This is a genomic window from Oceanobacter sp. 5_MG-2023, assembly GCF_030548165.1.
In the GTDB taxonomy this organism is placed as follows: Bacteria; Pseudomonadota; Gammaproteobacteria; order Pseudomonadales; family Oceanobacteraceae; genus Oceanobacter.
Genome location: NZ_JAUORS010000021.1, coordinates 21321 through 45901 on the forward strand (window position 1 = coordinate 21321; position 24581 = coordinate 45901).

Annotated in this window: 22 protein-coding genes; 11 read left to right on the top strand and 11 right to left on the bottom strand. The window is 54.6% G+C overall.

All coding sequences use genetic code 11. The annotated features are described in order from the left end of the window. Positions 1 to 62: 62 nt before the first annotated feature. The 3 genes from Q4551_RS13250 to feaR all read left to right on the top strand — a co-directional run bounded on the left by Q4551_RS13250 (position 63) and on the right by feaR (position 4461). The gene (locus Q4551_RS13250; protein WP_303434325.1) at positions 63 to 1745 is read left to right on the top strand and encodes a GMC family oxidoreductase; all 1683 of its coding nucleotides are present in this window, start codon (positions 63 to 65) and stop codon (positions 1743 to 1745) included. After that, entirely contained in the window at positions 1738 to 3237 is a 1500-nt protein-coding gene (locus Q4551_RS13255; protein ID WP_303434326.1) for an aldehyde dehydrogenase family protein, read from the top strand. The genes Q4551_RS13250 and Q4551_RS13255 overlap by 8 nt, the downstream gene beginning before the upstream one ends. Positions 3238 to 3513: 276 nt before the next feature. Continuing rightward, positions 3514 to 4461, top strand: a complete 948-nt coding sequence (gene feaR, locus Q4551_RS13260) for a transcriptional regulator FeaR (RefSeq protein WP_303434327.1) — start codon at positions 3514 to 3516, stop codon at positions 4459 to 4461. Between the two features lie 249 nt (positions 4462 to 4710). On the opposite strand, the gene Q4551_RS13265 is transcribed toward feaR, so the two are convergent. The 11 genes from Q4551_RS13265 to Q4551_RS13315 form a co-directional block, all read right to left on the bottom strand. Then, positions 4711 to 5895 carry an alpha-hydroxy acid oxidase gene (locus Q4551_RS13265; protein WP_303434328.1) on the bottom strand — a complete coding sequence of 395 codons (1185 nt, stop codon included), beginning with the start codon at positions 5893 to 5895 and terminating at the stop codon, positions 4711 to 4713. A 32-nt stretch (positions 5896 to 5927) separates the two neighbouring features. After that, positions 5928 to 6914 carry a dienelactone hydrolase family protein gene (locus Q4551_RS13270; RefSeq protein ID WP_303434329.1) on the bottom strand — a complete coding sequence of 329 codons (987 nt, stop codon included), beginning with the start codon at positions 6912 to 6914 and terminating at the stop codon, positions 5928 to 5930. A 57-nt stretch (positions 6915 to 6971) separates the two neighbouring features. Continuing rightward, complete coding sequence (locus tag Q4551_RS13275) at positions 6972 to 8195, bottom strand: OprD family outer membrane porin (RefSeq protein ID WP_303434330.1); 1224 nt, start codon at positions 8193 to 8195, stop codon at positions 6972 to 6974. Between the two features lie 219 nt (positions 8196 to 8414). Further along, complete coding sequence (locus Q4551_RS13280) at positions 8415 to 8912, bottom strand: flavin reductase (RefSeq protein ID WP_303434332.1); 498 nt, start codon at positions 8910 to 8912, stop codon at positions 8415 to 8417. Positions 8913 to 8934: 22 nt separating this feature from the next. Next, complete coding sequence (locus tag Q4551_RS13285; RefSeq protein ID WP_303434333.1) at positions 8935 to 9894, bottom strand: PDR/VanB family oxidoreductase; 960 nt, start codon at positions 9892 to 9894, stop codon at positions 8935 to 8937. 126 nt (positions 9895 to 10020) lie between these two features. Continuing rightward, on the bottom strand, positions 10021 to 10770 hold the full coding sequence (locus Q4551_RS13290; protein ID WP_303434334.1) for an SDR family NAD(P)-dependent oxidoreductase: 750 nt from the start codon (positions 10768 to 10770) through the stop codon (positions 10021 to 10023). 136 nt (positions 10771 to 10906) lie between these two features. Beyond that, entirely contained in the window at positions 10907 to 11389 is a 483-nt protein-coding gene (locus Q4551_RS13295; protein ID WP_303434336.1) for an aromatic-ring-hydroxylating dioxygenase subunit beta, read from the bottom strand. Positions 11390 to 11392: 3 nt separating this feature from the next. Continuing rightward, positions 11393 to 12706: an aromatic ring-hydroxylating dioxygenase subunit alpha gene (locus tag Q4551_RS13300; RefSeq protein ID WP_303434338.1), complete on the bottom strand. Its 1314-nt coding sequence runs from the start codon at positions 12704 to 12706 to the stop codon at positions 11393 to 11395. 84 nt (positions 12707 to 12790) lie between these two features. After that, the gene (locus Q4551_RS13305; protein WP_303434340.1) at positions 12791 to 13303 is read right to left on the bottom strand and encodes a nuclear transport factor 2 family protein; all 513 of its coding nucleotides are present in this window, start codon (positions 13301 to 13303) and stop codon (positions 12791 to 12793) included. 10 nt (positions 13304 to 13313) lie between these two features. Then, entirely contained in the window at positions 13314 to 13676 is a 363-nt protein-coding gene (locus Q4551_RS13310; protein WP_303434342.1) for an IacB protein, read from the bottom strand. 52 nt (positions 13677 to 13728) lie between these two features. Next, complete coding sequence (locus Q4551_RS13315; RefSeq protein ID WP_303434344.1) at positions 13729 to 14874, bottom strand: acyl-CoA dehydrogenase family protein; 1146 nt, start codon at positions 14872 to 14874, stop codon at positions 13729 to 13731. Between the two features lie 764 nt (positions 14875 to 15638). On the opposite strand from Q4551_RS13315, the gene Q4551_RS13320 reads away from it, so the two are divergent. The 8 genes from Q4551_RS13320 (at position 15639) to Q4551_RS13355 (ending at position 24545) form a co-directional block, all read left to right on the top strand. Continuing rightward, the gene (locus Q4551_RS13320) at positions 15639 to 16781 is read left to right on the top strand and encodes an ABC transporter substrate-binding protein (protein WP_303434345.1); all 1143 of its coding nucleotides are present in this window, start codon (positions 15639 to 15641) and stop codon (positions 16779 to 16781) included. 148 nt (positions 16782 to 16929) lie between these two features. Further along, entirely contained in the window at positions 16930 to 17967 is a 1038-nt protein-coding gene (locus Q4551_RS13325; RefSeq protein WP_303434347.1) for a branched-chain amino acid ABC transporter permease, read from the top strand. Next, positions 17964 to 19796 (top strand): branched-chain amino acid ABC transporter ATP-binding protein/permease, encoded by a 1833-nt coding sequence (locus tag Q4551_RS13330; RefSeq protein WP_303434348.1) that lies wholly within the window; start codon positions 17964 to 17966, stop codon positions 19794 to 19796. The genes Q4551_RS13325 and Q4551_RS13330 overlap by 4 nt, the downstream gene beginning before the upstream one ends. Further along, positions 19796 to 20593, top strand: coding sequence for an ABC transporter ATP-binding protein (locus tag Q4551_RS13335; RefSeq protein ID WP_303434350.1), 798 nt, complete (start codon positions 19796 to 19798; stop codon positions 20591 to 20593). Before Q4551_RS13330 ends, Q4551_RS13335 begins: the two co-directional genes overlap by 1 nt. A 64-nt stretch (positions 20594 to 20657) precedes the next feature. Next, positions 20658 to 21632 (top strand): ketopantoate reductase family protein, encoded by a 975-nt coding sequence (locus Q4551_RS13340; protein ID WP_303434351.1) that lies wholly within the window; start codon positions 20658 to 20660, stop codon positions 21630 to 21632. Between the two features lie 65 nt (positions 21633 to 21697). Then, positions 21698 to 22459 (top strand): class II aldolase/adducin family protein, encoded by a 762-nt coding sequence (locus Q4551_RS13345; RefSeq protein WP_303434352.1) that lies wholly within the window; start codon positions 21698 to 21700, stop codon positions 22457 to 22459. 334 nt (positions 22460 to 22793) lie between these two features. Then, on the top strand, positions 22794 to 23276 hold the full coding sequence (locus Q4551_RS13350) for a MarR family winged helix-turn-helix transcriptional regulator (RefSeq protein ID WP_303434354.1): 483 nt from the start codon (positions 22794 to 22796) through the stop codon (positions 23274 to 23276). Between the two features lie 330 nt (positions 23277 to 23606). Continuing rightward, entirely contained in the window at positions 23607 to 24545 is a 939-nt protein-coding gene (locus tag Q4551_RS13355) for a nucleoside recognition domain-containing protein (protein ID WP_303434355.1), read from the top strand. The last annotated feature ends 36 nt before the right edge of the window (positions 24546 to 24581 follow it).

Consider the following 24581-nt stretch of genomic DNA (forward strand, 5'->3'; position numbering starts at 1 on the left):
TGCAGCATGAAGAAACCATCCGGTCTCTTCATAAGAATCATCAGCAAATGATCGAGGGACTCATGTCTGCTACTGAATACGACTACATCATCGCCGGAGCCGGATCGGCCGGTTGCATACTGGCCACCCGACTGATTGAAGCTGGCCAAAGCGTCCTGCTGCTGGAAGCCGGTGAAAAAGACGACAGCATGTTTCACAAAATCCCAGCCACTGTGGTGAAAGTTTTCCAGCAAAAATCATGGCCTTACATGACCTTGCCGCAAGAGCATTGCGACAACCGGCAAATGTTAATCGCCCAGGGTAAAGTACTGGGTGGAGGCAGCTCGGTGAATGGCATGATCTACATTCGCGGCCAGCATCAGGACTACGATGACTGGGCAACCCAGTGGGGTTGCACCGGCTGGGGCTACACCGATGTACTGCCCTACTTCCGCAAAGGCGAAGCCAACGAAAGTCTGGGTGACCGGTATCATGGCGAAACCGGCCCGGTGCATATTGGCGAAAACCGCTACCGTCATCCGCTGACCCAGGCCTGTATCCGTGCTTGCGAACAAATGGGCCTGCCGTATACCAACGATTTTAACGGCGCATCCCAGGAAGGCACCGGTTTTTACCAGACCAACATCAAGAATGGCGAGCGCCAAAGCACCTCACAAACCTACCTGAAAAGCGTCAAGGACAACCCGCGGCTCAAGGTCGAAACCCACGCACTGGTCCACAAGGTTAACCTGACCAACAGCGTGATTGGCAACCGCGCCAGCGGTGTGACCTACTCAATCAAGGGTGGCGCGGCACAAACAGCAAATGCCAAAAAAGAAGTGATTATCAGCGCCGGTGCGTTTGGCAGCCCTAAAATCCTGATGCTCTCTGGCATTGGCCCCAACGAAAACCTCAGCAAGGTCGGTATCAAAACCGAGGTGGAATTGCCGGTTGGCAAGAACTTCCACGACCACCAGCACATGTCGATCAATGCCACCACCAAAGATCCGATTTCTATCTATGAAGAAGACAAGGGGCCTTCTGCCATCAAGCACATGCTGCAGTGGCTCTGGACCCGCTCTGGCTTGATGACGTCCAACATTCTGGAAGGTGGCGCGTTTATCGACTCCGAAGGCGTAGGTCGCCCGGATGTGCAATTCCACTTTTTGCCACTGCTCGACAACTTCGATAACACACCCGGAGAAAAACCAGAAGCCGAAGCCCATGGTGTCTCTATCAAGGTGGGTCATCTGCGCTCCAAATCCCGGGGCGAAGTACGCCTTGCCAGCAGTAACCCCAGTGATCTGGTCGAGATTGACGCCCAGGTGTTATCGCACCCGGACGATCTGAAAAACCAGGTTCGCGCCGTCAAGGTCGCACTAAAAGCCATGGAACAACCGGCACTCAAGCGCCTGATCAAACGCGTGATCGAACCCGACAACATTGCCATTGACGACGACAAGGGGCTTGAAAACTTTGTCCGCAAAAACATCAAGACGGTCTATCACCCAGGGGGTACCTGCAAGCTGGGCACCAACCCGCAAGACGCCGTTGTCGATCTGGAACTGCGTGTTCACGGCGTTCCCAACTTACGTGTGATCGATATGTCGATTTGCCCGCAAGTGCCCAGCGGCAACACCAACGCCGTTGCCATGATGATCGGTGAACGTGGTGCCGATCTGATTCTGAACCCCGGCCAGATCCTTGCCACGACCACCAGCCAGCTCACTACTCCAAGTACAAAAAAGGAACCCGCCCATGTCTGATATTCAACTGCTGCCAGAAACCCTCGCCTTTCTGGAACGTCAACACGGACAGTTCATCGATGGTAGCGCCGTGGCGCCTGCCGCCGGTACAGAAGTCATTGATATTACCAACCCGGCAACCGAGCAGGTTATTGGCCAGGTCACCAGCGCCTCGACCGACCAGCTGAACCAGGCGGTCGACAATGCCAAGGCCTGTTTCAAAAGCACCTGGGCCAACTTCAATCCCTACGCTCGCGGCCAGCTATTGAACAAACTGGCTGATCTGATCGAAGCCAATGCCGAACAGATTGCGCAGCTGGAAACCTTGTCCAGTGGTAAATCAATCAACCTGTCACGGATGTTTGAAGCCCAGCAAAGCGCCATTTTCCTGCGTTATTACGCTGGCTGGACCACCAAAATCACTGGCGACACGCTACAGCCTTCGTTCCCGTCCATGGCCGGAGAGCAGTACAGCGCCTTTACCCGACGCGAACCCATCGGAGTGGTAGCCGCCATTGTGCCGTGGAACTTCCCGCTGATGATTGCCGTCTGGAAACTCGGCGCGGCGCTGGCCTGTGGTTGCACCGTGGTGTTGAAACCCAGTGAATTTACGCCACTCACCTGTCTGCGTCTGGCCGAACTGGCCAAAGAAGCGGGCTTGCCGGATGGCACGCTGAACGTGATTAATGGCAAAGGGGATGTTGGTGCGCAGCTGATCCAGCACCCGGATATCGCCAAGGTGTCCTTTACCGGTTCGGTACCAACGGGCAAAAAAGTGAATCTGACAGCAGCAGCCGACCTGACCCGTTGCACCCTGGAACTGGGGGGCAAAAACACCGCCGCGCTATTAAAAGATGCGGATATCGACCGTGCAGTCGGTGGTTTGCTGCAAACCGGCTACATTCACCAGGGTCAGGTTTGTGCTGCGCCAGAACGTGTGTACGTCCACGCCTCGCGACTGGATGAACTGACCGCCAAACTCGGTGGCGCACTCAGTGCGGCACCGATGGGATCACCCCTGGATGAACAAGTGGTTTTTGGCCCGATTTCCAACAAGCCACAATACGAAAAAGTGTGTCATTACCTCGACATCGCCAACCAGGAAAGCCGCATTCTGACCGGTGGCAAGGCGGTACCAGGGCCGGTCAATGGCAAGGGGTATTTTGTTCAGCCCACCATCGTGCAAGTCAATAGCGCCAACGACACCCTGATGCAGGAAGAAACCTTCGGGCCTATCCTCAGCTTTATGGCGTATGAAGAAGAAGATGAACTGATCAGCCTGATCAACAATACCCCTTACGGCCTCGGCACCAGCTTGTGGACCAACAATTTGTCGGCCACCATGCGTATGATTCCACAAATTGAGTCCGGCACTGTCTGGGTCAATCTGCATACCATGGTGGACCCTGCGGTGCCTTTTGGTGGCGTCAAACACTCCGGTATTGGCCGTGAATTTGGCAGTGCGTTTATCGATGAGTACACAGAAACCAAATCGGTCATTATGGCGTATTAAGTTCTGATCCCGGTGTTGGTCTCTCCCATGATTCCCTGTCAGGCGCAGATGAGACCAACACCGGCCTGCGCGCCCATACCGTCCATGCTCATACCGTCCATGCTCATACCTTCCGCGCCATATCTGCCCCCTGATCCATCCTCCCGGCTTGCCGGACAGCTGCCTGCAGAAGTCGCTGTTTTCATTTCCTGTAGCCACTGTCTCGGGTTTTGAGCAGACTGGTTCAATTCTTGCTTTTTTAATTGAATATTCAAGTTTTAAAAAGTGAGATTTTGCATGCATCCACAATCTGACCTCGCGCATTGGGAATCTTCTGTACACGCAATTTGCGGCAATTTTTCGACCCACCCCCAGCGCCATATTCCTTTTTTGGGCAGCATCCAACTAAGCAATCTCGGCGGACTTGAAGTCGCCCATATAGAAACCAACGCTCATCGCGTTGAACGCGACTATAAAGCCACCCAGGACGATCGCTACTGCTTTTTGATCCTGCAGACCGGGGGCATCATGGGGTTCAGCGCCTGCAACGGTGAAGAGCTGGCCCTGAAGCCCGGAGAAATTGTTCTGATTGACTCTTCCTGGCGCTTCAACATGCTGCCACAAGGGCTGATCCAGCAAACGTCGGTGCACTTGCCACGCACACTGGTGCAGAACCTTTTACCGGGCAAACAGCCCTTTCACAAGCTGTCCTCCAACGGCATCAGCACACAAATGTTACGCAATATGATGCAGCAATTACGTTACTCAAATACTCATTTTGGTGCAGCAGACAGCGAAGGTATGGCGTTACAACAGGCGCTGGCCTCCTTGCTGCAACCGGCACTAAACCTGCACGAACAAGCCCCTTCATCTTTGCGGGCACTGGCGGAACAGCATATTGTACGGCTCCTGCAAGATCATCGTTTGTCACCGGAACGGCTGGCCGATGAAATGCATATTTCCCGCCGCACTCTCTACCGGCTGTTTGAGTCCGAGGGCCAAAGTATTGCCCACCGCATCCTGACTTTGCGACTCGACCGCTGCAGCGCCGAACTGGAATGGCCTGGCAACGATGCCCTGTCGATCACGGATATTGCCTTCAAATGGGGGTTTTCAGATGTGTCGCAGTTTTCACGTGCTTTCAAGCGGGAACGCGGCATCTCGCCACGGGAATATCGGCAACTGTCACTGCAAGCCGCCAATATCGCTCAGGACACCAGCAGCCATGCGCCCGAGTTTTTTTAGCGGGAATGCTTGCGTATTAACGCAGGGGTATCCCGCGATGCTTCCTGATAACAAGGCAGCCGGAAAAAGCCGGTAAAACCAATAAAAAAAACCAACCAAATGGCACCAATAAGCAGTATTGCTGTTGCAGTCATAACCTATGCTTCTCTGTTTTTTTATTATGGCTCCAGTCTGGCACAGACGTTCCCTGCCGGTATGGCAAGACGCCATGTTTACGCCCGGCAAGGGTCGGATGGCTCAGATTGTCCTTTACTGCGAATCACCTTGTGCCAGTAACCAGCGACGATCCAGAGACGTAATGCCCCGGCATCCCATCAGGTTCAGCGATCGCCCGAGTTCTTCCTGAACAATCGTCAAGACCCGATCCACCCCGGCACCCCCATAAGCTGCCACGCCATACAAGGTGGTACGAGCCAGCAAAACGCCTTCAGCCCCTAACGCCAGCGCTTTGATAATATCGGTGCCACGCCGTACCCCACCGTCCAGCAACAGACTGATACGACCATCAACAACCGGCGCAATACGCGCCAGAGCGTCCAGACTGCTGCTTGCCCCGTCAAGCTGGCGGCCACCATGATTGCTGACGACCACCCCATCCAGACCGAGACTGATTGCCATCCGCGCATCGTCCGGATGCAGCACGCCTTTCAGAATCATCTTGCCGGGCCAGTTGGCACGAATCGCCGCCAACCGCTGCCAGTCCAGTCGGGTATCCAGTTGCTCGGCGATAAACTGCATGGCACCCAATGCCGTGCGCTCACCATCCGGCAAATAGGCATTCAGATTACCCATGGTCGGCAGGCCTGCGGGCACCATCACCCGCCACAACCAGCCAGGACGGGTCAAGACATTCAGCTTGTTGGCCAGGGTCAGCTGGCGTGGCGAAGCAAAATTGCGCCGGTCCCACTCACGATTACCAACCACCAGGGCATCACTGGTTACCACCAGCGTTGAGCATCCGGCTTTTAAGGCCCGCTGGAGCAAATCCTGCTCCAGCGACGGGTCTTTCAAGGCATAGAGTTGAAACCAGAGATCGGCATCCGGGACCTGCTGGCGAACCTGCTCCAGGGAGGCGTTGGCAACCGTACTGAGCGTAAAGGGCACGCCATGCGCAGTGGCTGCACGCGCCAGTTCGACATCCGCATTGGGCCACAACATGCCGTTAAAACCACTGGGGCCAATGGCCAGCGGCAGCTGGCTGGCCGAGCCAACCAGTGAGCCAGCCAATATGGGCGGGTCATTCGGAACCAATGTTTTGCTGTGCAAACGGTACTGCTGAAAAGCACTCCGGTTACATTGCAAAGTGCTTTCGTCTTCCGCGCCACCTTGCAGATATTCCCAGGCAAAACCAGGCAGCCGATGGCGGGCTACATAGGCCATTTCGGCCACACTGAGAATACGTTGCGGATCATAACCGCGGTAATACCGTCGCATGGTCGGCTTCCTGTCTGGTCTGGCCAAGGCGACTAGTGAGTCGCCACCCGTGCTGCAGGCACCGGCTCTTCAAGATCGAAGACCTGCGTGAAAAATTGCGGAAGCTTCAGCCGTACATCGCTGGCAGCAGCAGGGTTATAAACCCACGGCCCCGATGGCTGGACACACTCATCGCCCATGCGGAACATCCGGCCCGTTGCCTGATTCAGCAAGATGCCCTTGATGCCCTCCCGAATCGTGCAATCCCGTAATGAGCGTTCCAGGCCACTACGAATCTTTTCCGAGTGGACCAGGTCGAACGCATGTCCGGCATCCGGATAGCTGGTAATCTGGATATTGGCTCCGGTACTGGCGCTGCGACTGACGTAATCACGGCACTGGTCGACCGCATTCACCTGATCATTGGCACCGTGGTAAATCCGGATTGGTGCCTGTATCAGCTTGTCGTCTTCACGATATTGAAAACTGCAATCAGGATAAAACGCCGCAATGGCAGCAAACGACAAGCCCGCCTGTCCGTACAAGGATTGCATCCGTTCCATGCCTGCGTACAGGGTCGCCTGCCCGGACTGCGTAAAGCCAATCAGTCCGATACGTTTGGGGTCAATACCCGGATATTTTGCCAGCTGTGCCAGCGCCGCGTAGGCATCCCGAATCAGTGCCATCCGCCGCAGACTGCTGGTGGACTCAATCCGGCCGTTGGTACTGTCGACCATAAAGGTGCCGATACCCCGTTGATTCAGTAACTCAACCCAGTCTTGCAGTTCGTAGGTATAGCCACTGGCACCGTACAGCAGGATCACCACCGGATTGTTGTCACCTGGTGGCAGTCTTAAAGCACCGACGATACCGGCCTGCTCGCCACCCTTGCCCCGCAACAATTGCTGGTCGGACATGGTCACGGTCGTAAACGTTATGACATGAGAAGAAACTGCCGCCCGGACGCTGGTCGCATACAACACCAAACATCCCAGCAGCGTGATAGCCAGGCTCAGTCGCCTTGTTATTGATATAGCCATAGTGGTTCGCCACTGCCGGACTGTCTGTGGCAATCACAGCCAGCCCGGCATCAAGGCTCAGAAGTTAACAGTATAGGTAGTGGTTACCCGATACTCATCGTATCCAGCGGCAAAGCTGCGATCGATAAAGATACCGCGTACATCAAACGTCAGTCCTTTGAATGCACCTTCCTGCAGGCTGTAGGTCACGTACAGGTTTTTCTCGGTTTCATTTTCATCCGTCAAATCGCCCACATCAATGTCCGTACCCTTGATCATACGGGCGAACACTTTCAGGCCTGGCAAGGTGTCTTTGGCGTTATACATGTACACCAAACCAAGGGATTTTTCGTCTGGACGAACAAACGCCAGGTTTGACCACTGCACCAGATAAGGCTGCGGGATATAACCATTCAGGGTTGGGAAGAACTTGTCGTTGTTCATCTTCTGATAGTTAATCATCACCGCGTGATTACCCATGCTCAACGACTCACGTACACCAAATGCCTGGGTATCGTATTCGCCATTGCGGGCTTCACCGTCATCGCTGACGCGGAACAAACGCACGTCGGTGCGCGAACCCACATCGCCGAAGCGGGTTTTGTAGGTCAGGCCAGCGTACTGTTGCTTGTAGTAGTCGTTCAACGTCCCCAGGAAGTAGGTCACGTTCAACGCTTTGTTAACGTCATAGCTGGCACCAAAAAAGTCCAGGCCATCGGAACGTTCGTCATCGTTACCAAAGAAAATGGACATGCCTTCCTTGTCGGACGATTCACGGGTTACCACAGACCAGTAACGACCAGCGGTCAACGTCAGTCCGTCAATCTCCCTGGACTGCAGCATCGCACCTTCATAGATGGTATCCAGCTGACGGCTGGTGTCATCCCAGGCGATCGGCAGATGCGGACGATGATCACCAATGGTCAGTTCGCTTTTGGAGTATTTGGCCTTGAACGTGGCACCGGTACGACCATAAGTGTCTGGCGCTTCACCGTCAGCGTGGATAGGCACAGAACCATCGTTACCATCGGCACTCATGATATAGGCCAACTGGGAAGACGCATCCAGACCCACCTGAATGGTCGTGTCGGTATAACCGGAGGTGAACTGCAGGTCGCCACTTTGAGACCAGCTACCCACGTCGTCGGCGTCAGTATCGTAGCTACGAGTCAGATAAAAGTTTTTCAGGTCCAGTTTAACGGTGCTGTCCGCAACAAAATCCGCCAGAGCGGTGGTTGGCAGAGCCAATCCCGTCACGGCTGACAGTACGATTCCGGCTTTACACAGATTGCTTTGTTTCATTATATGTTCCCTTCTGCTTTTCATTGAGTACCAGTGACTGCTGGCGTGTGGTTGTACCGGCCACTCCTTCCCTTGCGGTGAAGAAACCGGCCTTACTCGCCTGGTAACAGAACGTCTTGCGCTCTGTCGCCCCCCTGTTGCCGACGCGGTCAAATCCCTGCCGCGTTCTTGTTATGGGTTACTCGATTACTGCACAAAAAATCGCAAGGTCACGTACACTCAAGACGCAACCGATTTGTCATTCAAGCAATGGTAAGCCCGGTTGAAATACACCAGACCGTCATCTGCATTACCGATGCGTACATCAGCAATGCGGCAATAAAATACGGTGTGGGAGCCCATTTCATGGCTCTCGTGGATCACGCAATCAAAGTTCACCAGCGCTTCATCCAGTGCCGGAGCACCGGTTTTCAGACAGCTCCAGTGGTGCTTGGCAAAACGTTCTTCGCTGGTCAGTTCGCGGTTGGCAAAATCCCAGGAAACCCCCTGGTGCTCGCCGGTCAGCACGTTGACGCACAACGTCTTATTGGTTTTGAAATGTTCATGAGCGTAGGAATTGCGGTTCATGCAAACCAGCAAGGTCGGTGGCTCGTCGGTGACACTGCTGACGGCGGTGGCGGTAAAGCCGAAGCGCCCGGCGTCACCATCGGTAGTGATGACGGTGACAGCTCCACCCAGCAACGACATGCCATTGCGGAATAATTGAATATCGACCATGGTATGGCTCCTCTAATGGTAGTTAGATGTCGAGTACTAGACGTGGGGATTTGGCGCGCGAACAACACAGCAGCATCTGGTCGTTGTCCTCTTTTTCTTCGTCGGTCAGGAACACATCGCGGTGATCCGGAATGCCTTCGATGACATCGCACAAACAGGTGCCACAGGTACCCTGCTCACACGATACCCTGACCTTCAGACCGGCTTCGGTCAGTGCCTGGGCAATGCTCTGGTTTTCGCCAACAGTCACGGTGATGTCACTGGCTTCGGCATACACTTCAAAGCTGCTGCCACCGGTTTCAACCTCGACCTGGAAAAATTCCTTGTGAATGCGTTCGTCGGCAAAGCCTTTGCTGGCGGCACTGGCCATCACCCATTCCATAAACCCGGCAGGGCCACAGGTGTACATATGGCTACTGTCATCGGCACCATCAAACACCCGATCCAGATCGACACCGGCACCGTCGTGTTCATCGTCAAAATGCAGGTGCACCCGATCGGCAAAAACGCTATTCAGCAGATCATCAACAAAGGCACAACTACTGCGCGAGCGACCGCAATACCACAAATCAAACGGCTTGCCTGCGGCGTGCAGGGCATACGCCATGGCGATCATCGGCGTTACACCGATACCACCACCAACAAGAATCGAACGACCGTCGGTAGCCGCCAACGGGAACAGGTTGCGAGGCGCGCTGATTTGCAGCTCGGTGCCTTCCAGCAACCGTTCGTGAACGGCGATCGAACCACCGCGGGAATTCGGGTCTTTCAAGACACCAACGCGATACGCACTGTTGTCGGCCGGGTCATTACACAGGGAATACTGACGAATCAGGTTATCACCCAGGTGCAGGTCAATATGGGCACCGGCTTCAAACGCCGGTAATGGCTGGCCTTGCGGGTCGACCAGCTCCAGGGCAACTACGCCTGCGGCGTGTTGTTCGCGCTTGCGAACCACGACGGTCAAGAGTTCGTCTGTCATACGCTATCTCCATCCGGTCAATACCGGCGTTTCTTCTACTGTGCAGCCACAAAGTGGCGGGCTGAATCGGGTGATCGTGCGGATTTATGCGGCGCCGTGGCGCTGACCGGAATCAGCGCCTGGCGACTACCGCATAAACAGGCCACCGTTCACATCCCAGGTCGTTCCCGTGGTGAAATAGGCTTCGGGGCGTGCCAGCTGCACGACCATGTCACCAATAAAGTCAGCATCACCAAGCTTGCCCGCCGGAATATTGGCCAGCAGGCCAGGCAAGCGCTCAGCAGGCACCAGCGCCTTCACCATGGGTGAATCGATCGGCCCTGGCGCAATGGCATTAACGGTGACGCCGCCAGCGGCAAGTTCTTTGGCAAACACCTTGGTCAGGGTCAGGATGCCGCCCTTGGACGCGGCATAATGGGCGCCGGTTGAGGTGCCGCCGTTTTGCCCGGCCAGCGACGACATATTGATCACACGCCCATAACCCTGGCTGGCCATATAGCCGCCAATCACCTGACAACCGGCAAAGGTGCCGCCGAGGTTGATATTGACGACCTCATTAAATTCTTCGAGAGAGATATCCATCAGCGGCGTCGCCCGGGTCACGGCGGCATTGTTTACCAGCACGTGCAAGGCACCCCATTGCTCCAGTACGGCAGCCAGGGCACTCTCGAAGTCGCCTTTGTTGGCCACATTGAGAACAACCGCCATGGCGGTATCGCCACTGGCATCCAGTTCGCGGGCGGCGGCTTGAGCGGCATCCAGGTTGATATCACTCAAAACGACGTTGTAACCCGCGCCATGCAGACGCCTGGCGATGTGGTTGCCCAGCCCCTGCGCGGCGCCAGTGACCAGTGCTACCTGTGTTGATACGGTCATGAATTTCTCCTCGGTACTGCTTGTTACTGTCGGTTGGTTGCTTGTTTACAAGCGACTGTCACACGGTTTTCAAATGGCTTTTAACGGCTTTAACAGCATCAAACGCAATCAGGGCGGCATGCCGCCCTGACAGTCGTTAGAAAATAAAGCTGACCGTGCGCAAGAAGCCGTCGGCATGCAGCAATTTCACCACTTTCCGATCAACCAGAAAGCCTTCATCCGTCGGAACCAGGCGGTATTCAATATTGGCTGGATAAGTCACCAACTTGCCGTGCCGCAGCTCGTTCAGCGTCATGGCACAACGGGCAACCACAACGTCATCGCTGGCTTCCAGTACACGAATACGGGACATCATACGAACGGTGTAACCCACGGAATCAGCAGAAACCGATTCACCATTAATCAGGCGTGCGACTCGCATACGGCGCATGTCCGCATCGTCCAGCGCCAGGTTCAGGGTGTTGAGGTAGTCGGTTTCATTCAGATCGGTCGGAACGATATACAGACCGCTGTCCGTCCACAGCGACAACCACTCCTGATAGCCTTTGTGATCCAGCAGGTCGGCTTCGTAGCCAATAAACTCGGTGACTTTGGCGAGTAATTCGGTATTGGATTTCATCGCTTACTTCTCCTCTGCCGGCGCAGTGTTGGTTGTGCTGCCAGCAGCCATCATTTTCTTGTATTGCTGATACGCACCACGCATACCGGTTTCAGAACAGACGGCACCTTGTGGGTTGCCATCAACCGAAGTCCGCAGCCTGGTCATGCCCCGGTTCACCAGAATCCAGCCATCTTTACCGGACTGAGAGCCCTTCTGTACCCGCTCCCATGCTTCGCCATCATCTGGCGTACCAAAGCCCATCGGACCTTGAAAGTGTTCGTGCAAGCGCATGCGTTTGCGGTTAAACGCCTGAGGCGCACCTTCACCACCCAGTGCAACGTGCTGGATTTCGGTCTCGCCCACACTGACAGGACGCAGGACGCGGAAAAACGCCATGGAGCACGACACATTCGGGAACAGGTTGAGGTTGAAGCCGGTACCGTGTGCTGCACGCACCAGTTTTTTCACTTCATCTTCGGATTTGCCTTCTTCACGCAGCTCCGCTGCCAGAGCTTCGAAACGGGCAGGAATTGGCTGATCCAGGTCGGCTTCAAGATCCACCAGTTCAGGGATCATCACCATCACGCTGTGACCATGGCCGAGGTCTTCCACAAAACCCTCACCATCCAGGAAGTCGAAAATATCGGCTGTTGCATCGTCCAGAGAGCTGACGAAAGACTTGTGTACAATCGGGAAGTGGTACGCATCGGTGGTATTTTCGAGCTGGATTTTCCAGTTACCCGGGAAGTTGAAACGGTGTTCTCCCAGGACTTTCATTGGATAACCGCCGCCTTGTTTGGCAAACAGGTCGATCCATTTTTTGGCGCCACCAAGGAAATCCACCAGCGGCTCAATGTCGTCCTTGAAGGTGGCAAACACCATGCCCTGATAGGTTTCAAAGCGCAGGCTTTCCAGCGACATGTCTTTTTTGTCGAAAACGCCGTCGTATTCTTCAGGTTTTGGCAGTGCCCGCAGTGAACCGTCCAGGCCATAACCCCAACCATGATATGGACAGGTCAACGCCTTGGTTTTGCCTTTGCGGCCTTCACACACAGTGGCACCGCGGTGGCGACAGCGGTTTTGCAGCACGTGCAGGTTGCCTTTGCGATCGCGGGTCAGAATCACTGGATGACGACCAACAAACGAGGTTTTGAAGCTGCCCGAATCCGGCACTTCACTTTCGTGGCCAACAAACACCCAGGTGTTGTTAAACACTTTATCCAGTTCTTCTTCGAAAATTTCCGGGTCGGAGTACAGTGACTTGTGGACACGTCCTTCTTCGACCATATCTGCCGCTTTCAGGCTGATATCTTGTAGTTCAATCAATTCACTCATTGTCGTCATCTCTGGTTGTTGGCCGGTGTGGCGCACGGTTCTATTGCCGGTTGCGTGGTCGTTATAGCTGCGGTCATGGCCGGGTTATTTTTCCGGCACTGGCAGCGGCTCGTCGCTTTGCCAATGATCCACCGGTCGGCTGAACAGATTCTCTGTCTGGAAATGGGCGATGCGCCAACGCCCTTCTTGCTGTTTAAAGCGCACATCCAGGCGGGCACTGTTAAGGTGCGATGCGCCGCTGGCAAAAGTGGAGGTTTGCAGCATGTTCCAGCTGGCATGCGCATGATCACGCTCCACCACGATCAGCTCGGAAGTCAGGAAATGAACGTTAAGAGCAAAATGCGGCGGCTCGGAAGCGTAACTTCCCAGCATGGTTACGATGGCATCACGGCCCTGGAAACCACCAAAGCTATTGGCGTAACGCTTGCCTTTGCCTTCCCAAACAGCGTCTTCAGTGAACAAGTCACCCAGCTCATCCATTGGGGTCTGCAACGACAACTCATCACACAGCGCCATATAGCGGTTGATGCAAGCCCGGATATCTCGCTCGCTTTCCAGTGCCTGCAAACGCTCTTTCAACACGTCAATTTCATTCATTCCGGCGACCTCAGCTGCGTTGTACGATCAGTTCACGACCGGTACGCGCTTCCACTTTGGCGTAACGCCACAGTTTGTAAGGCGTCTCGCCAACAGCGGTGCTGCGGAACAGGTTGCAGCAGGCAACGACGGTGTCGTAATCAGCCACATCGGCCATCAGGTAGGTTGTCCATGGGTAGCCGGATGATGGGCCAACCATGCTTTGGTCGTCGTCCATGTTGCCGATCACGGTCACACCATCCATGTCATGAATGCCGTTCCACATTTCACCAAAGGCAGCCCAAACATCGAGTTGCTCTTCTCTGGGGGCATCCATGAAATTCTGGTTGATACCCATGCAAAACAGTACGCGGAGGGGTTTTTTATCACTCATAATGTGTAGCTCCTGGCGGTTAATTCAGTCGGTTACGATGTTCTAACAGGTGTTACAAATAACCCGGATACGGGTCGTGTCCGAAGAAAATGGCACCGGCATTACGGAAAGTAATTGCGCCCATAAAGGCGTGTTGAGTCGCCATCATCGAATCCCGCAAAATGCGTGATAACGGGTGATCGGTATAGGTGCTGGTCATGCCTGCCACCTGATAGGCAATACGAACTGCCTCGGCACATTCATGGGTCAGGTGACTGGTTGCCAGACGGATCAGGCTGACCTGTTCACGGGACGGCTTTTCACCCCGCTGGATGGTCTCCCAGGTGTCTTCCGTCACTTCATAGAAAAAGGCTCGTGAAGAGCGCAATTTGGCTTCGGCCTTGGCAACTTCAATCTGGACATATTCACGCTCACCCAGATTCGGTGCACCGGTCACCGATTTACGTCCGGCAGCCATGGCCTGAACCACGTCAAGTGCTTCCCGAGCCAGGCCAGCCGTGGTGACAGACAGAACCTGGGCGGCAAATGACAGGCTTGGATATGCAAAGAAATCGGATTCGATATTGGGTTTGCCGCCACGAACGAACGTCCATTCTTCTGGTATAAATACATCATTGACGACCATGTCGTGGGAGCCGGTGCCAACCATGCCGATAACATCCCAGTTGGGTTCAATCGTCACCTGGTCGGCTGGCATGACTGCCATGCGTGGCAGCGGTTCGCCGGCATCAGGCTGGATACCAACACCGATCAAGGATGCCCCCATGGAGCCACTGCCAAACTTCCAGCGACCAGAGACCCGGTAACCACCCTCTACTTTTTGGGCCGGCTGCGTCGGGAAAATACCACCTGCAAATACCACATCCGGGCCTTCTGCCCACACCTTGTCGATCGTTTCTACCGGCAATGCCGCCAGGTAGGCCGGGTTCATACCAAAGCTGGCCACCCATCCGGCAGAACCATCAGCGGCCGCAATGGCTTCAACCATTTGCAAAAACTCGGTCGGGCTACGCTCATCACCACCCAAGGCTTTCGGCACCATGGCGCGGTAAACACCAATACTGCGAAAACGCTCAACAATGTCTTGCGAAACGTACTGTTGGTCTTCGAATTCCTGGCGGCGCTGGCGTATGTCGGTCAGCAGTTCATCGAATGCAGGCCCTCCCCAGAGGGACTTGTCGATCTGATATCCAGCCATGATTCTCTGGTCTCCTGTTAATAATGGACTGAGCCAGTTCCTGACTCGACAGCCGCAAACAGACCTGGTGGAGTCTTCATGCTGCGTAACTGTTTATCCGTAAAAATTGGCCGAGATACACTCGTGCCCCGTTGCGTTTTTTAAAATCGCCCAAAAACAGACACACTGTCAATTGAAATTTCAATTAAATTTCAATGCACAAAAATGGACGTGTTTTTTAATAATGCACTGATCTGGGTCAAAAATTCACACTGTTCAAAAAATACTCAATTAGTCAAAAAAATATCACTAACTTATTGTTTTGTATGGATTTTTTAATAAAAATTACAAGGAAATACAAAATAAATGGGTAGTTTATTCCCACTCAGGCCCCACAAATGAGCCTCCGACAAACATTCCATTTCCATTAATAAAGCAGCTAAAAAAAGAATTTATTAGATTATTTTTTAATTTGTTTGTGATCCAAAAAGACAAAGCCAAAACCGCCAAAAAAACTTGAAAAGTCTAGTGTTTTCGGGGAATCCAGAGCGTTTCAAGGACGCGAAACCAACACCGTTGAGCCATGTTTAATGGGCTGGATTTACCGAACAGTCGTACAGTCCAGCCATGATGCCGATACGAAATTGGCACAGTCACTGCTAGGCTATCTCCAGTCAGTCGTTCCCAACGGGTTCGATTCATTACTCAGCCTGCAAGGCAACAAGGTTCCGTTAACCACGGTAACCACTCATTCAAAACAGCCTTGCACCTAAACGGAGATCATCATGCTGTCCAAGAAATTACTTCCTGTACTGCTGGTTGGCGCAACACTGGGGTTTAACGCGGCTCAAGCCGATATCAAGATTGGCGTAGTGACATCGGCAACCGGGCCGATCGCGCTGGTGGGTATTCCACAAAAGAACACCGTTGCATTGCTGCCAGACTCCGCCGGCGGTGAAAAAATCCGGTACATTTCTCTCGATGACAGCAGTGATCCAACAGCAGCCGTTAAAGCCTTCAAAAAGCTGATCGATGAAGAAAAAGTGGACGCCATCATTGGGCCAAGTGGTTCCGCCGCCGCCATGGGCGTGATCCAGTTTGCTGCCGAATCCGGCACGCCAATGCTGGCTCCTGTCGGTACTGCCGCAGTAGTGCTGCCAATGACAGAACAGAAAAAATGGGTTTTCAAAACCACTCAGAATGATGATCTGATTGCCGCCGCTCTGATTGAGCAAATGCAAAAGGAAGGGGTTAAAACCCTTGGCCTGATCGGCACAGCCGATCCTTACGGTGAAAACTGGGAAAACGTTATGTCTGGCCTGGCCTCCAAGGCTGGTATCAAGATTGTTGCGACCGAGAGTTTCCAGCGCCAGGATACGTCCATGACGGGTCAAAGCCTGAAAGTCTTGATGACCAACCCGGATGCCGTACTGATTGCCGCCCCTGGCAGCTCTTCTGTGATGCCGCAAACCACGCTGAAAGATCAAGGTTATAAAGGCCAGATCTACCAGACTCACGGTGCGGCACTGGATCCATTCCTGCGCCTGGGCGGCAAGGCAACGGAAGGAACCATTCTGGCCGCCAGCATGATGCTGGTACTGGATGAAGTGCCAGACAGTGCCGCAAAAGAGACAGCGACCCACTACGTCGACACCTATACCCGTATTTATGGCAACCCTCCTGCTACCTTTGGTGGCAACGTCTATGATGCTGGCCTGTTGTTGAAAAATGCCATTCCCGCCGCTCTGGAAAAAGGCAAGCCAGGTACTCCGGAATTCCGTGCCGGATTGCGTGACGCGCTGGAAAAAACCAAGGAAATGCCTGGTACTCAAGGTGTCTACAACATGACGCCTGAAGATCACAGTGGCTTTGACGAGCGCGGCCGCGTGATGATTACCGTCAAGGACGGTGACTGGAAACTGCTATAACTCTCTATTGACCGTGAAGACCCCGGCAGCTGCTGCCGGGTGGCTTGACCCCAACCTTGTACCGACGACGACCGAATCCTGTGACAGCATGCTGCGGCAACGCTGTGATTTTTTCTGTTGGGCCGTTGCCTTTAAGGAACTGGAAATAATGAATTTTCAAATTGCTGTACTGCTTGGCCAGGACGGCGTAACCAATGGAGCCATCTATGCGTTATTGGCTCTGTCTATTATTTTAGTATTTACCGTAACGCGGATTTTGCTGATTCCGCTGGGCGAATTTGTCACGTTCGGCGCCCTGACGATGGCGTCTTTTCAAGCCGGTGAGCCGACAGCATTGATGTGGGTCTTGCTGGGACTGACCCTGCTCGATAGTGCCCTGGATGCCTGGGCAATGCGTGAGCGCGGTTTTGATACACGCAAACTACAAATTATTGGACTGAAACTGGGTTACGCCGCTGGCCTGGTGATCCTGATGCACAGCCTGACACTGGATCAAATCCCGATGTTTGCCCAGGCTTTGCTGACCATGTTGCTGCTGGTACCTATCGGCCCGGTAATGTATCGGATTTTCTTCCAGCCGATCGCCTCTGCCCAACCACTGGTGTTATTGATTGTTTCAATCGCGGTACACGTTGCCATGGTGGGTGTTGGCTTGTTGCTGTTTGGCCCTGAAGGTGCCCGCACCCAGCCGTTCACAGATACTGCTCTGTCGCTGGGGCCGGTGATGCTGAAAAGCCAGACCCTGTGGGTAATCCTGGTGTCCATTATCCTGATCGTATCCCTGTTCCTTGCGTTTGAACGCACGCTGTATGGCAAGGCCTTACGAGCCACCGCAGTCAATCGGATGGGTGCCCGCCTGATGGGTATCTCTCCGGACTTCGCCGGTAAGGCAACCTTTGCCCTGGCCGCCTTTATTGGTGTGTCATCGGGTATTCTGATCGCCCCGATCACCACGCTGTATTTTGACTCCGGCTTTATCATCAGCCTGAAAGGTTTTGTCGGCGCCATTATTGGTGGCCTGGTGAGTTACCCGGTAGCAGCCATTGGTGCCGTCGCGGTCGGAATGGTAGAAGCTTTTTCCATGTTCTGGGCCAGCGCCTATAAAGAAATTATCGTCTTCACACTGATTATCCCATTCTTGCTGTGGCGTTCTCTGACCAGTCATCATGTGGAGGACGACGAATGAAATCCCTCAATTTCCAATTAAGCAATATCCAATCCCGTAGCATTCTGGTGGTTTTCCTGCTGCTGGTCGCCTTTGCTCCCATGATTATGCCGGTGTATCAAATCACCCTGATGAACTACATCGGTCTGTACGCATTGGTGGTGTTAGGTCTGGTCTTACTGACGGGTGTCGGTGGCATGACCAGTTTTGGTCAGGCGGCATTTGTTGGCCTCGGCTCTTACACCAGCGCTTATCTGACCGCGACCCAGCAGTTACCGAGCTGGCTTGAATGGGCATCCGGTTCGCCCTGGCTGGCCTTGCTGGCAGGCCTGATACTGACCGGCCTGGTAGCCTTGCTACTGGGTGCCATGACCCTGCGGTTGTCCGGACATTACCTGCCACTGGGCACCATTGCCTGGGGTATCTCTATCTACTACCTGTTCGGTACGCTGTCATCATTGGGAGGCCATTCCGGTATCAGTGGTTTGCCTGCCATTGAACTGTTCGGCCTGACGCTGGATAAGGGAGAAAAGATTTTCTACCTGATCTGGGTCGTGCTGCTGGCCGCTATCTGGCTGGTACAGAACCTGCTGAACTCCCGTGAAGGCCGTGCCATTCGTGCCTTGAAAGGAGGTCAGCTGATGGCTGAGTCCATGGGCGTCAATACCTTCCGCTCAAAACTGGTGGCCTTTGTTATTTCTGCCTTGCTGGCCGCGATTTCGGGCTGGCTCTACGCCCACAACCAACGGTTTGTAAACCCATCTCCTTTTGGCCTGACCATGGGGATCGACTACCTGTTTATGGCGCTGATCGGTGGTATCTCCTCGGTTTGGGGTGCCTTGCTGGGAGCTGGCGTTCTGACCATGATGAAACAATGGCTGCAAGACTGGCTGCCGGTACTGTTCGGCAGCGACGGCCAGTACGATCACATTGTATTTGGCTTGCTGATTGTTTTTATGATGCAGCGCTCTCCGGGCGGCCTGTGGCCCATCCTGATGAAGTGGGCACCGGTGGCTTTCAAACCCAAGCGTGACCTGCTCGCCGGTACCGACGCGTCACCAGAGCTGGCCCGCCGTACTCTGCCCAACTCAGGTGATCTGATTCTCGAAGCGCGCAATGTCACCCGTAAATTTGGTGGCCTGGTAGCCAATAACGAAATGAGCCTGCAAGTGCATGCCGGTGAGATTCTGGCGCTGATCGGCCCCAACGGCGCAGGTAAAAGCACCATGTTCAACCAGTTGTCGGCAGTTGATACGCCCACCTCCGGGGAAGTGCTGTTCCAGGGTAAAAGCCTGTCCGGCAGCAACTCCCGCGAAGTGGCCAAAATGGGCATGAGCCGCACCTTCCAGCACGTCAAATTGCTGCCCACCATGACGGTATTGGAAAACGTTGCCATTGGTGCCCACTTGCGTGGTGAAAACGGCGTCGTTCGCTCTTCCCTGCATATGGAACGCCTGCAAGAAGGCAGCTTGCTCAAAGAAGCCGCTCGCCAACTGGAACGGGTGGGTCTGGGTGACTACCTGAATGAAGAAGCCGGTAGCCTGGCCTTGGGACAACAGCGCATTCTCGAAATTGCCCGTGCCCTGTGTGCCGACCCTTGCCTGCTGCTGCTCGACGAACCCGCCGCCGGGTTGCGTTATCTGGAGAAGCAGGCACTGGCGGAACTGCTCACCCGACTGCGCGGTGAAGGCATGGCTATCCTGCTGGTCGAACACGATATGGACTTCGTTATGGGTCTGGTGGATCGCATTGTGGTCATGGAATTCGGTCAGAAAATTGCCGAAGGTCTGCCGGAAGAAATCCAGACCAATCCTGCTGTACTGGAAGCCTACCTGGGAGGAGCTGACTGATGTCTAACCCTGTATCGCATAACGTCACCAACAAGGTTGCTAACAACGTCGCCAACAAAGTGCTGGATGTTCAGGGGCTGCGCGTTTCTTACGGCAATGTCGAAGCCCTCACCGGCGTCGATGTTACCGTCGGTGAAGGCCAGATTGTTACCGTGATTGGCCCCAACGGTGCCGGTAAAACCACGCTGCTATCGGCCATCATGGGCATCCTGCCCTCCAAGGGAAACATGAACTTTGATGGCACGGTGTACACCGTGCCAGAAGTCGAGACCCTGGTCGGCAAAGGCCTCGGCCTGGTGCCAGAGAAACGCGAGCTGTTTGGCACCATGACCGTCGCCGACAACCTGTTGCTGGGAGCCTTTCAACGCTATCGCCGAGGCGATACCGGTTATGAAACCACCCAGTCAGAGGTTTACAGTCTTTTCCCTCGCCTGTGGGAGCGTCGTCACCAACTGGCAGCCACACTGTCCGGAGGTGAGCGGCAGATGCTGGCTATCGGTCGCGCCTTGATGGCCAAACCCCGCTTGCTGATGCTGGACGAACCCAGCCTTGGTCTGGCACCACTGATCACCCGAGAGATCTTCCGCATCTTTGCCGACTTGCGGCGTCAGGGTGTATCGATCCTGCTGGTGGAACAAAACGCCCGCGCCGCGCTGAAAGTCGCCGATTACGCCTATGTTCTGGAAGGAGGTCAGGTTGCCATGCACGGCCCGGCCGCCGAACTGGCCAACGACTCACGCGTGATCGATGCCTATTTGGGTCTGGCCAGCAAGCATCAGGAATTGCTCTCCAGCTAACACCTGATAGTCTCAAGGCCCGCGCAGGTGGGCCACTCTATCCATTTTGAACGGGAAGTATGTTATGCGCATCTGTATTGCCGGTGCCGGCGCGATCGGCTGCACCCTCGCCGCTCGTATCGCGGCTTCCGGGCAGCCAGTGAATGTTCTGGCTCGTGGGGCAACCCTGCAGCAGCTGCAACACCACGGTATCCGGCTGAACGATCTCGATGGCGAGCACACAGTCAGTGTCCACGCCAGCGAGTCTGCCGAAGCCCTGGGGCCGCAAGACCTGATTCTGGTATGCACCAAAGCCCCTGCTCTTGGTGCTGTGTTCGCTCAAATACAGCCGATGCTTCACCCCGACACCGTGGTGATTCCTGTGGTGAACGGTTTGCCCTGGTGGTATTTCCGAGGCATCGAAAGCCGGTTTGCCAACGACCCGATCAAGGCCATTGATCCCGACGGCGAGCTGAACCGGTTGGTGCCTCAACAGCACCTGATTGGCTGCGTGGTGTTTATTACCGCCACCCGTACTGCCCCCGGCATCGTCAACGCGGCCAACCCGCACTTGATGATCATCGGAGAAATCACCCATCAGTTGACCGACCGCCTGGAACGCATCCGGCAACTGATCGAACACGCCGGTATCGAAGCCCGCAGCACAGACAATATTCGCGACCAGATATGGACCAAGGTCATCGCCAACCTGACCTCCAACCCGTTGTCGGTCATCAGTGGTGCCACGCTGGAGCAACTCTACTCCGATCCGCAGCTGCAACCACTGGTGCGACGCGTATTGGACGAAACCTTGCTTGCCGCCGCATCCCACGGTGCCCGGGTTCGTTTTGACCCACAATCCATTATGGAAATGGGCACCGGCATGGGCGCCATCAAAACCTCCATGCTGCAAGACTTCGAAGCCGGAGCACCGCTGGAGCTGGCCACCATCGGCCACGCAGTCGTAGAGGTTGCCGAAAAAACCGGCATCGATATGCCCACCACACGCCATATATTGGCGTTGGCCGAGTTTTTGTCCCAACAGCAGCGTAACGCTTGATCCACCGATAGCCATCAACAACTATCTGAATATTAACGACCGTAGAATCACGAAGGAAATATGTTATGAAGCAGCAAATGATCCACCCAGACAACATCAGCGACAGCGAATGGGATCTGCGTGTCAAACTGGCTCACTGCTACCATCTGATCGATTTTTTTGGCTGGACTGAGTCCATTTTTAACCATATTTCAGCCCGCTTGATGGATCAGGATGACTGTTACCTGGTAAACCCGTTTGGCCTCAACTACACCGAAATCACCCCGGCCAACCTGATCAAGGTAGGTGTCGACGGCAACAAGCTGGATGATTCCCCTTACGACGCCAACCCCGCAGGTTTTGCCTTGCATGGCGCTATCCATGGCGCCCGTGATGACATCCACTGCGTGATTCATACCCACACCAATGAAGTGTCTGCCATCGCCCAGAAAAAAATCGGCTTTACCCACAACGATTTTTACGGTGCCCAGCTGTTTGGTCGCGTTGGCTACCACGCCTTTGAAGGCATCACCCTGTTTCCGGAAGAGCGTAGCCGCATGCTCGACAGCCTTGGTGACAGACACATACTGGTCTTGCGTAACCATGGCATCGCCGTGGGCGAAATGGATATTGAACGCACCCTGTTCTTGCTTTGGACTGTCCAGCGCGCTGCCGAGATTCAAGTCACCGCCGGGGCACTGGGAGGTGAAGACAACCTGCTGGAAGAGTCCATCAGTCAGCGCTGTGCCGACCTGACCCAGATGCTGATCAAAGACAGTGGCTTTGCCAAAAAATTCTTCGACGCCATGGTTCGTAAAATGGAAGCCGAAAAAGGCCCAAGCTGGTAATACCCCCAGCCGGGCCTCACCGTTTTGAAAGCACCACCACAGAGTCGTCTTCTTTTTATCCGGTTTCTCATAACCAATAGCTGCCGGATAAAAAGGAAGCACTCTGTTTACCTCCCTCCTTCCTTTATCGGTGGTGGTGCTTTCTTTTTTTTACCACACGTCTGGCCCTGCCAAAGCCACCATGGCAGCAGGTGCCAACCCGACAAAGTCATGACCGTGCACAGTATGCTCGGGGACTGTCGGGTTTCGCTTCCAGATTCATTGACTGTTCATGTAAAACTTTTGTACAGTTTCTGGCGAATTTATGCCCCCGAACCTCTGCCCGAGAGCAAGAATGACCAAACCGACCCGATCACCCCGCAGTCAGCGTTACAATCCTGCCAGCGAAGACTTCCACAAAGAAGATTTCCCGTTTTACTGGCTCGCCCGGGTTCATGGCCGTTATGTACTGGCGATGGAAAAGGCCTTGAAAAAAATCAAACTGGATATTCCACGCTGGCGTATCCTCTTTATCCTCAAGGAAGAAGGCACCTCGAGCATTTCTGAAATCGCCATTCATGCCGTTGCCAAATTGCCCACCGTCACCAAAACCGTCTACCGCATGAAAGACGATGGCCTGGTCGATACCCGCCAAAAATGCGACGATGGCCGAGTCACCGAAGTGACCATCACCGAAGAAGGTCGCCAGGCAATTGAAAATATCCAACTGGTCACTCACGACCTGTTCCGCGAAAGCTTCAAAGGCATGAGCGAAGCCCAGATCCAGCGCCTGAACAAATTACTGGAAACCCTGTTCCACAACTTGCCAGAACATTAATTGCCTGTCGTGAGCCTTGTATTGACACCTGGTTGTAAACGTCGACATTACCCGTCACTGAACAGACACTGAGAGAATATTTTCCGCTATTAGCCGTGACCGCCGCCAAAGCCGTCACGGATACGCCATCCACGCGAACCAACCTCTCAGATCAACCTGCCAAGCCGCCCCAGCGCCAGCCCATAAAAATAATATCCTACTATCAGCCACTACATATCGACGACCTGCTTTCGGTACGATAGCCTGCCGTCGCTTTGATATAACCGCCAGTCGCAGGCGCTACCTGCTTTTTATTACTGCGACCGGTCAATCGCCATTCAGGAACAGCCCATGGATCAGATCGCCACCACGATACTCAGCTCTGGCAAATCCGCCGTCGAACTGGCGTTATTCGTCTTACTGCCCATTATGATTGTGATGCTCAGCCTGATGCGCTGGATGGAAGCCACCGGCTGGCTTAACCGGATCGTCTCGATTACCGCCCCCCTGCTCAAGCCGTTCGGCCTGACAGGCCTTGGCGTCTTCGCCCTGATTCAGGTCATGATGGTGAGCTTCGCCGCTCCGCTGGCCACACTGGCCGTAATGGCCCGCACCGGCTCTGCGCCGCGCCATATCGCCGCCACCCTCGCCATGGTGCTGGCACTGGCCCAGGCCAATGTGGTGTTCCCGATGGCCGCTGCCGGATTGAATATCCCCGTCACACTGCTTATTGCACTGGGAGGTGGACTGGTCGCCGCCGCAGCCACCTACTACCTCTTTGGTCGCCACCTCAGCCTGCAAGAACTCAACCACGAACAAGACCTGATGCCCGAGACCGAACCCCCGCGCGGCATGATGGCCGTGATACGCCGCGCAGGCAGCGACGCCTGGGAAATTGCCATTGGTGCCTTGCCGTTACTCGTCGTCGCCCTGGTCGCCGTTAACCTGGTGCGACTGACCGGTGTCATCGAATTACTGGAGTCCGCCATGGCACCGCTCTTCCTGATGCTTGGCTACCCACCCGAAACCCTGGTTCTGGCCATTACCAAATACATTGCTGGCGGCACCGCCATGATGGGGATCGCCATGGACCAGATCGCCAATGGCGTTATCAGCCCACAACAAATCAACCTGCTGGCTGGATTACTGCTCTGCCCCCTCGATGTTGCCGGCGTTGCGATATTGCTATCCGCCGGAAAACCCGTCGCCGCCGTCGCCAAACCCGCAATTTATGGCGCCCTGATTGGCGTTGCGTTTCGGGTTGTGTGCCATGCCGTGGTGTATATGTAGTTAGCGCCAATAACCCAAAACCACTCAGAAACACCA

Coding starts and splice junctions, on each gene's coding strand:
- Q4551_RS13250 (WP_303434325.1), top strand. CDS start 63: ATGTCTGCTACTGAATACGACTACATCATCGCCGGAGCCGGATCGGCC.
- Q4551_RS13255 (WP_303434326.1), top strand. CDS start 1,738: ATGTCTGATATTCAACTGCTGCCAGAAACCCTCGCCTTTCTGGAACGT.
- feaR (WP_303434327.1), top strand. CDS start 3,514: ATGCATCCACAATCTGACCTCGCGCATTGGGAATCTTCTGTACACGCA.
- Q4551_RS13265 (WP_303434328.1), bottom strand. CDS start 5,895: ATGCGACGGTATTACCGCGGTTATGATCCGCAACGTATTCTCAGTGTG.
- Q4551_RS13270 (WP_303434329.1), bottom strand. CDS start 6,914: ATGGCTATATCAATAACAAGGCGACTGAGCCTGGCTATCACGCTGCTG.
- Q4551_RS13275 (WP_303434330.1), bottom strand. CDS start 8,195: ATGAAACAAAGCAATCTGTGTAAAGCCGGAATCGTACTGTCAGCCGTG.
- Q4551_RS13280 (WP_303434332.1), bottom strand. CDS start 8,912: ATGGTCGATATTCAATTATTCCGCAATGGCATGTCGTTGCTGGGTGGA.
- Q4551_RS13285 (WP_303434333.1), bottom strand. CDS start 9,894: ATGACAGACGAACTCTTGACCGTCGTGGTTCGCAAGCGCGAACAACAC.
- Q4551_RS13290 (WP_303434334.1), bottom strand. CDS start 10,770: ATGACCGTATCAACACAGGTAGCACTGGTCACTGGCGCCGCGCAGGGG.
- Q4551_RS13295 (WP_303434336.1), bottom strand. CDS start 11,389: ATGAAATCCAATACCGAATTACTCGCCAAAGTCACCGAGTTTATTGGC.
- Q4551_RS13300 (WP_303434338.1), bottom strand. CDS start 12,706: ATGAGTGAATTGATTGAACTACAAGATATCAGCCTGAAAGCGGCAGAT.
- Q4551_RS13305 (WP_303434340.1), bottom strand. CDS start 13,303: ATGAATGAAATTGACGTGTTGAAAGAGCGTTTGCAGGCACTGGAAAGC.
- Q4551_RS13310 (WP_303434342.1), bottom strand. CDS start 13,676: ATGAGTGATAAAAAACCCCTCCGCGTACTGTTTTGCATGGGTATCAAC.
- Q4551_RS13315 (WP_303434344.1), bottom strand. CDS start 14,874: ATGGCTGGATATCAGATCGACAAGTCCCTCTGGGGAGGGCCTGCATTC.
- Q4551_RS13320 (WP_303434345.1), top strand. CDS start 15,639: ATGCTGTCCAAGAAATTACTTCCTGTACTGCTGGTTGGCGCAACACTG.
- Q4551_RS13325 (WP_303434347.1), top strand. CDS start 16,930: ATGAATTTTCAAATTGCTGTACTGCTTGGCCAGGACGGCGTAACCAAT.
- Q4551_RS13330 (WP_303434348.1), top strand. CDS start 17,964: ATGAAATCCCTCAATTTCCAATTAAGCAATATCCAATCCCGTAGCATT.
- Q4551_RS13335 (WP_303434350.1), top strand. CDS start 19,796: ATGTCTAACCCTGTATCGCATAACGTCACCAACAAGGTTGCTAACAAC.
- Q4551_RS13340 (WP_303434351.1), top strand. CDS start 20,658: ATGCGCATCTGTATTGCCGGTGCCGGCGCGATCGGCTGCACCCTCGCC.
- Q4551_RS13345 (WP_303434352.1), top strand. CDS start 21,698: ATGAAGCAGCAAATGATCCACCCAGACAACATCAGCGACAGCGAATGG.
- Q4551_RS13350 (WP_303434354.1), top strand. CDS start 22,794: ATGACCAAACCGACCCGATCACCCCGCAGTCAGCGTTACAATCCTGCC.
- Q4551_RS13355 (WP_303434355.1), top strand. CDS start 23,607: ATGGATCAGATCGCCACCACGATACTCAGCTCTGGCAAATCCGCCGTC.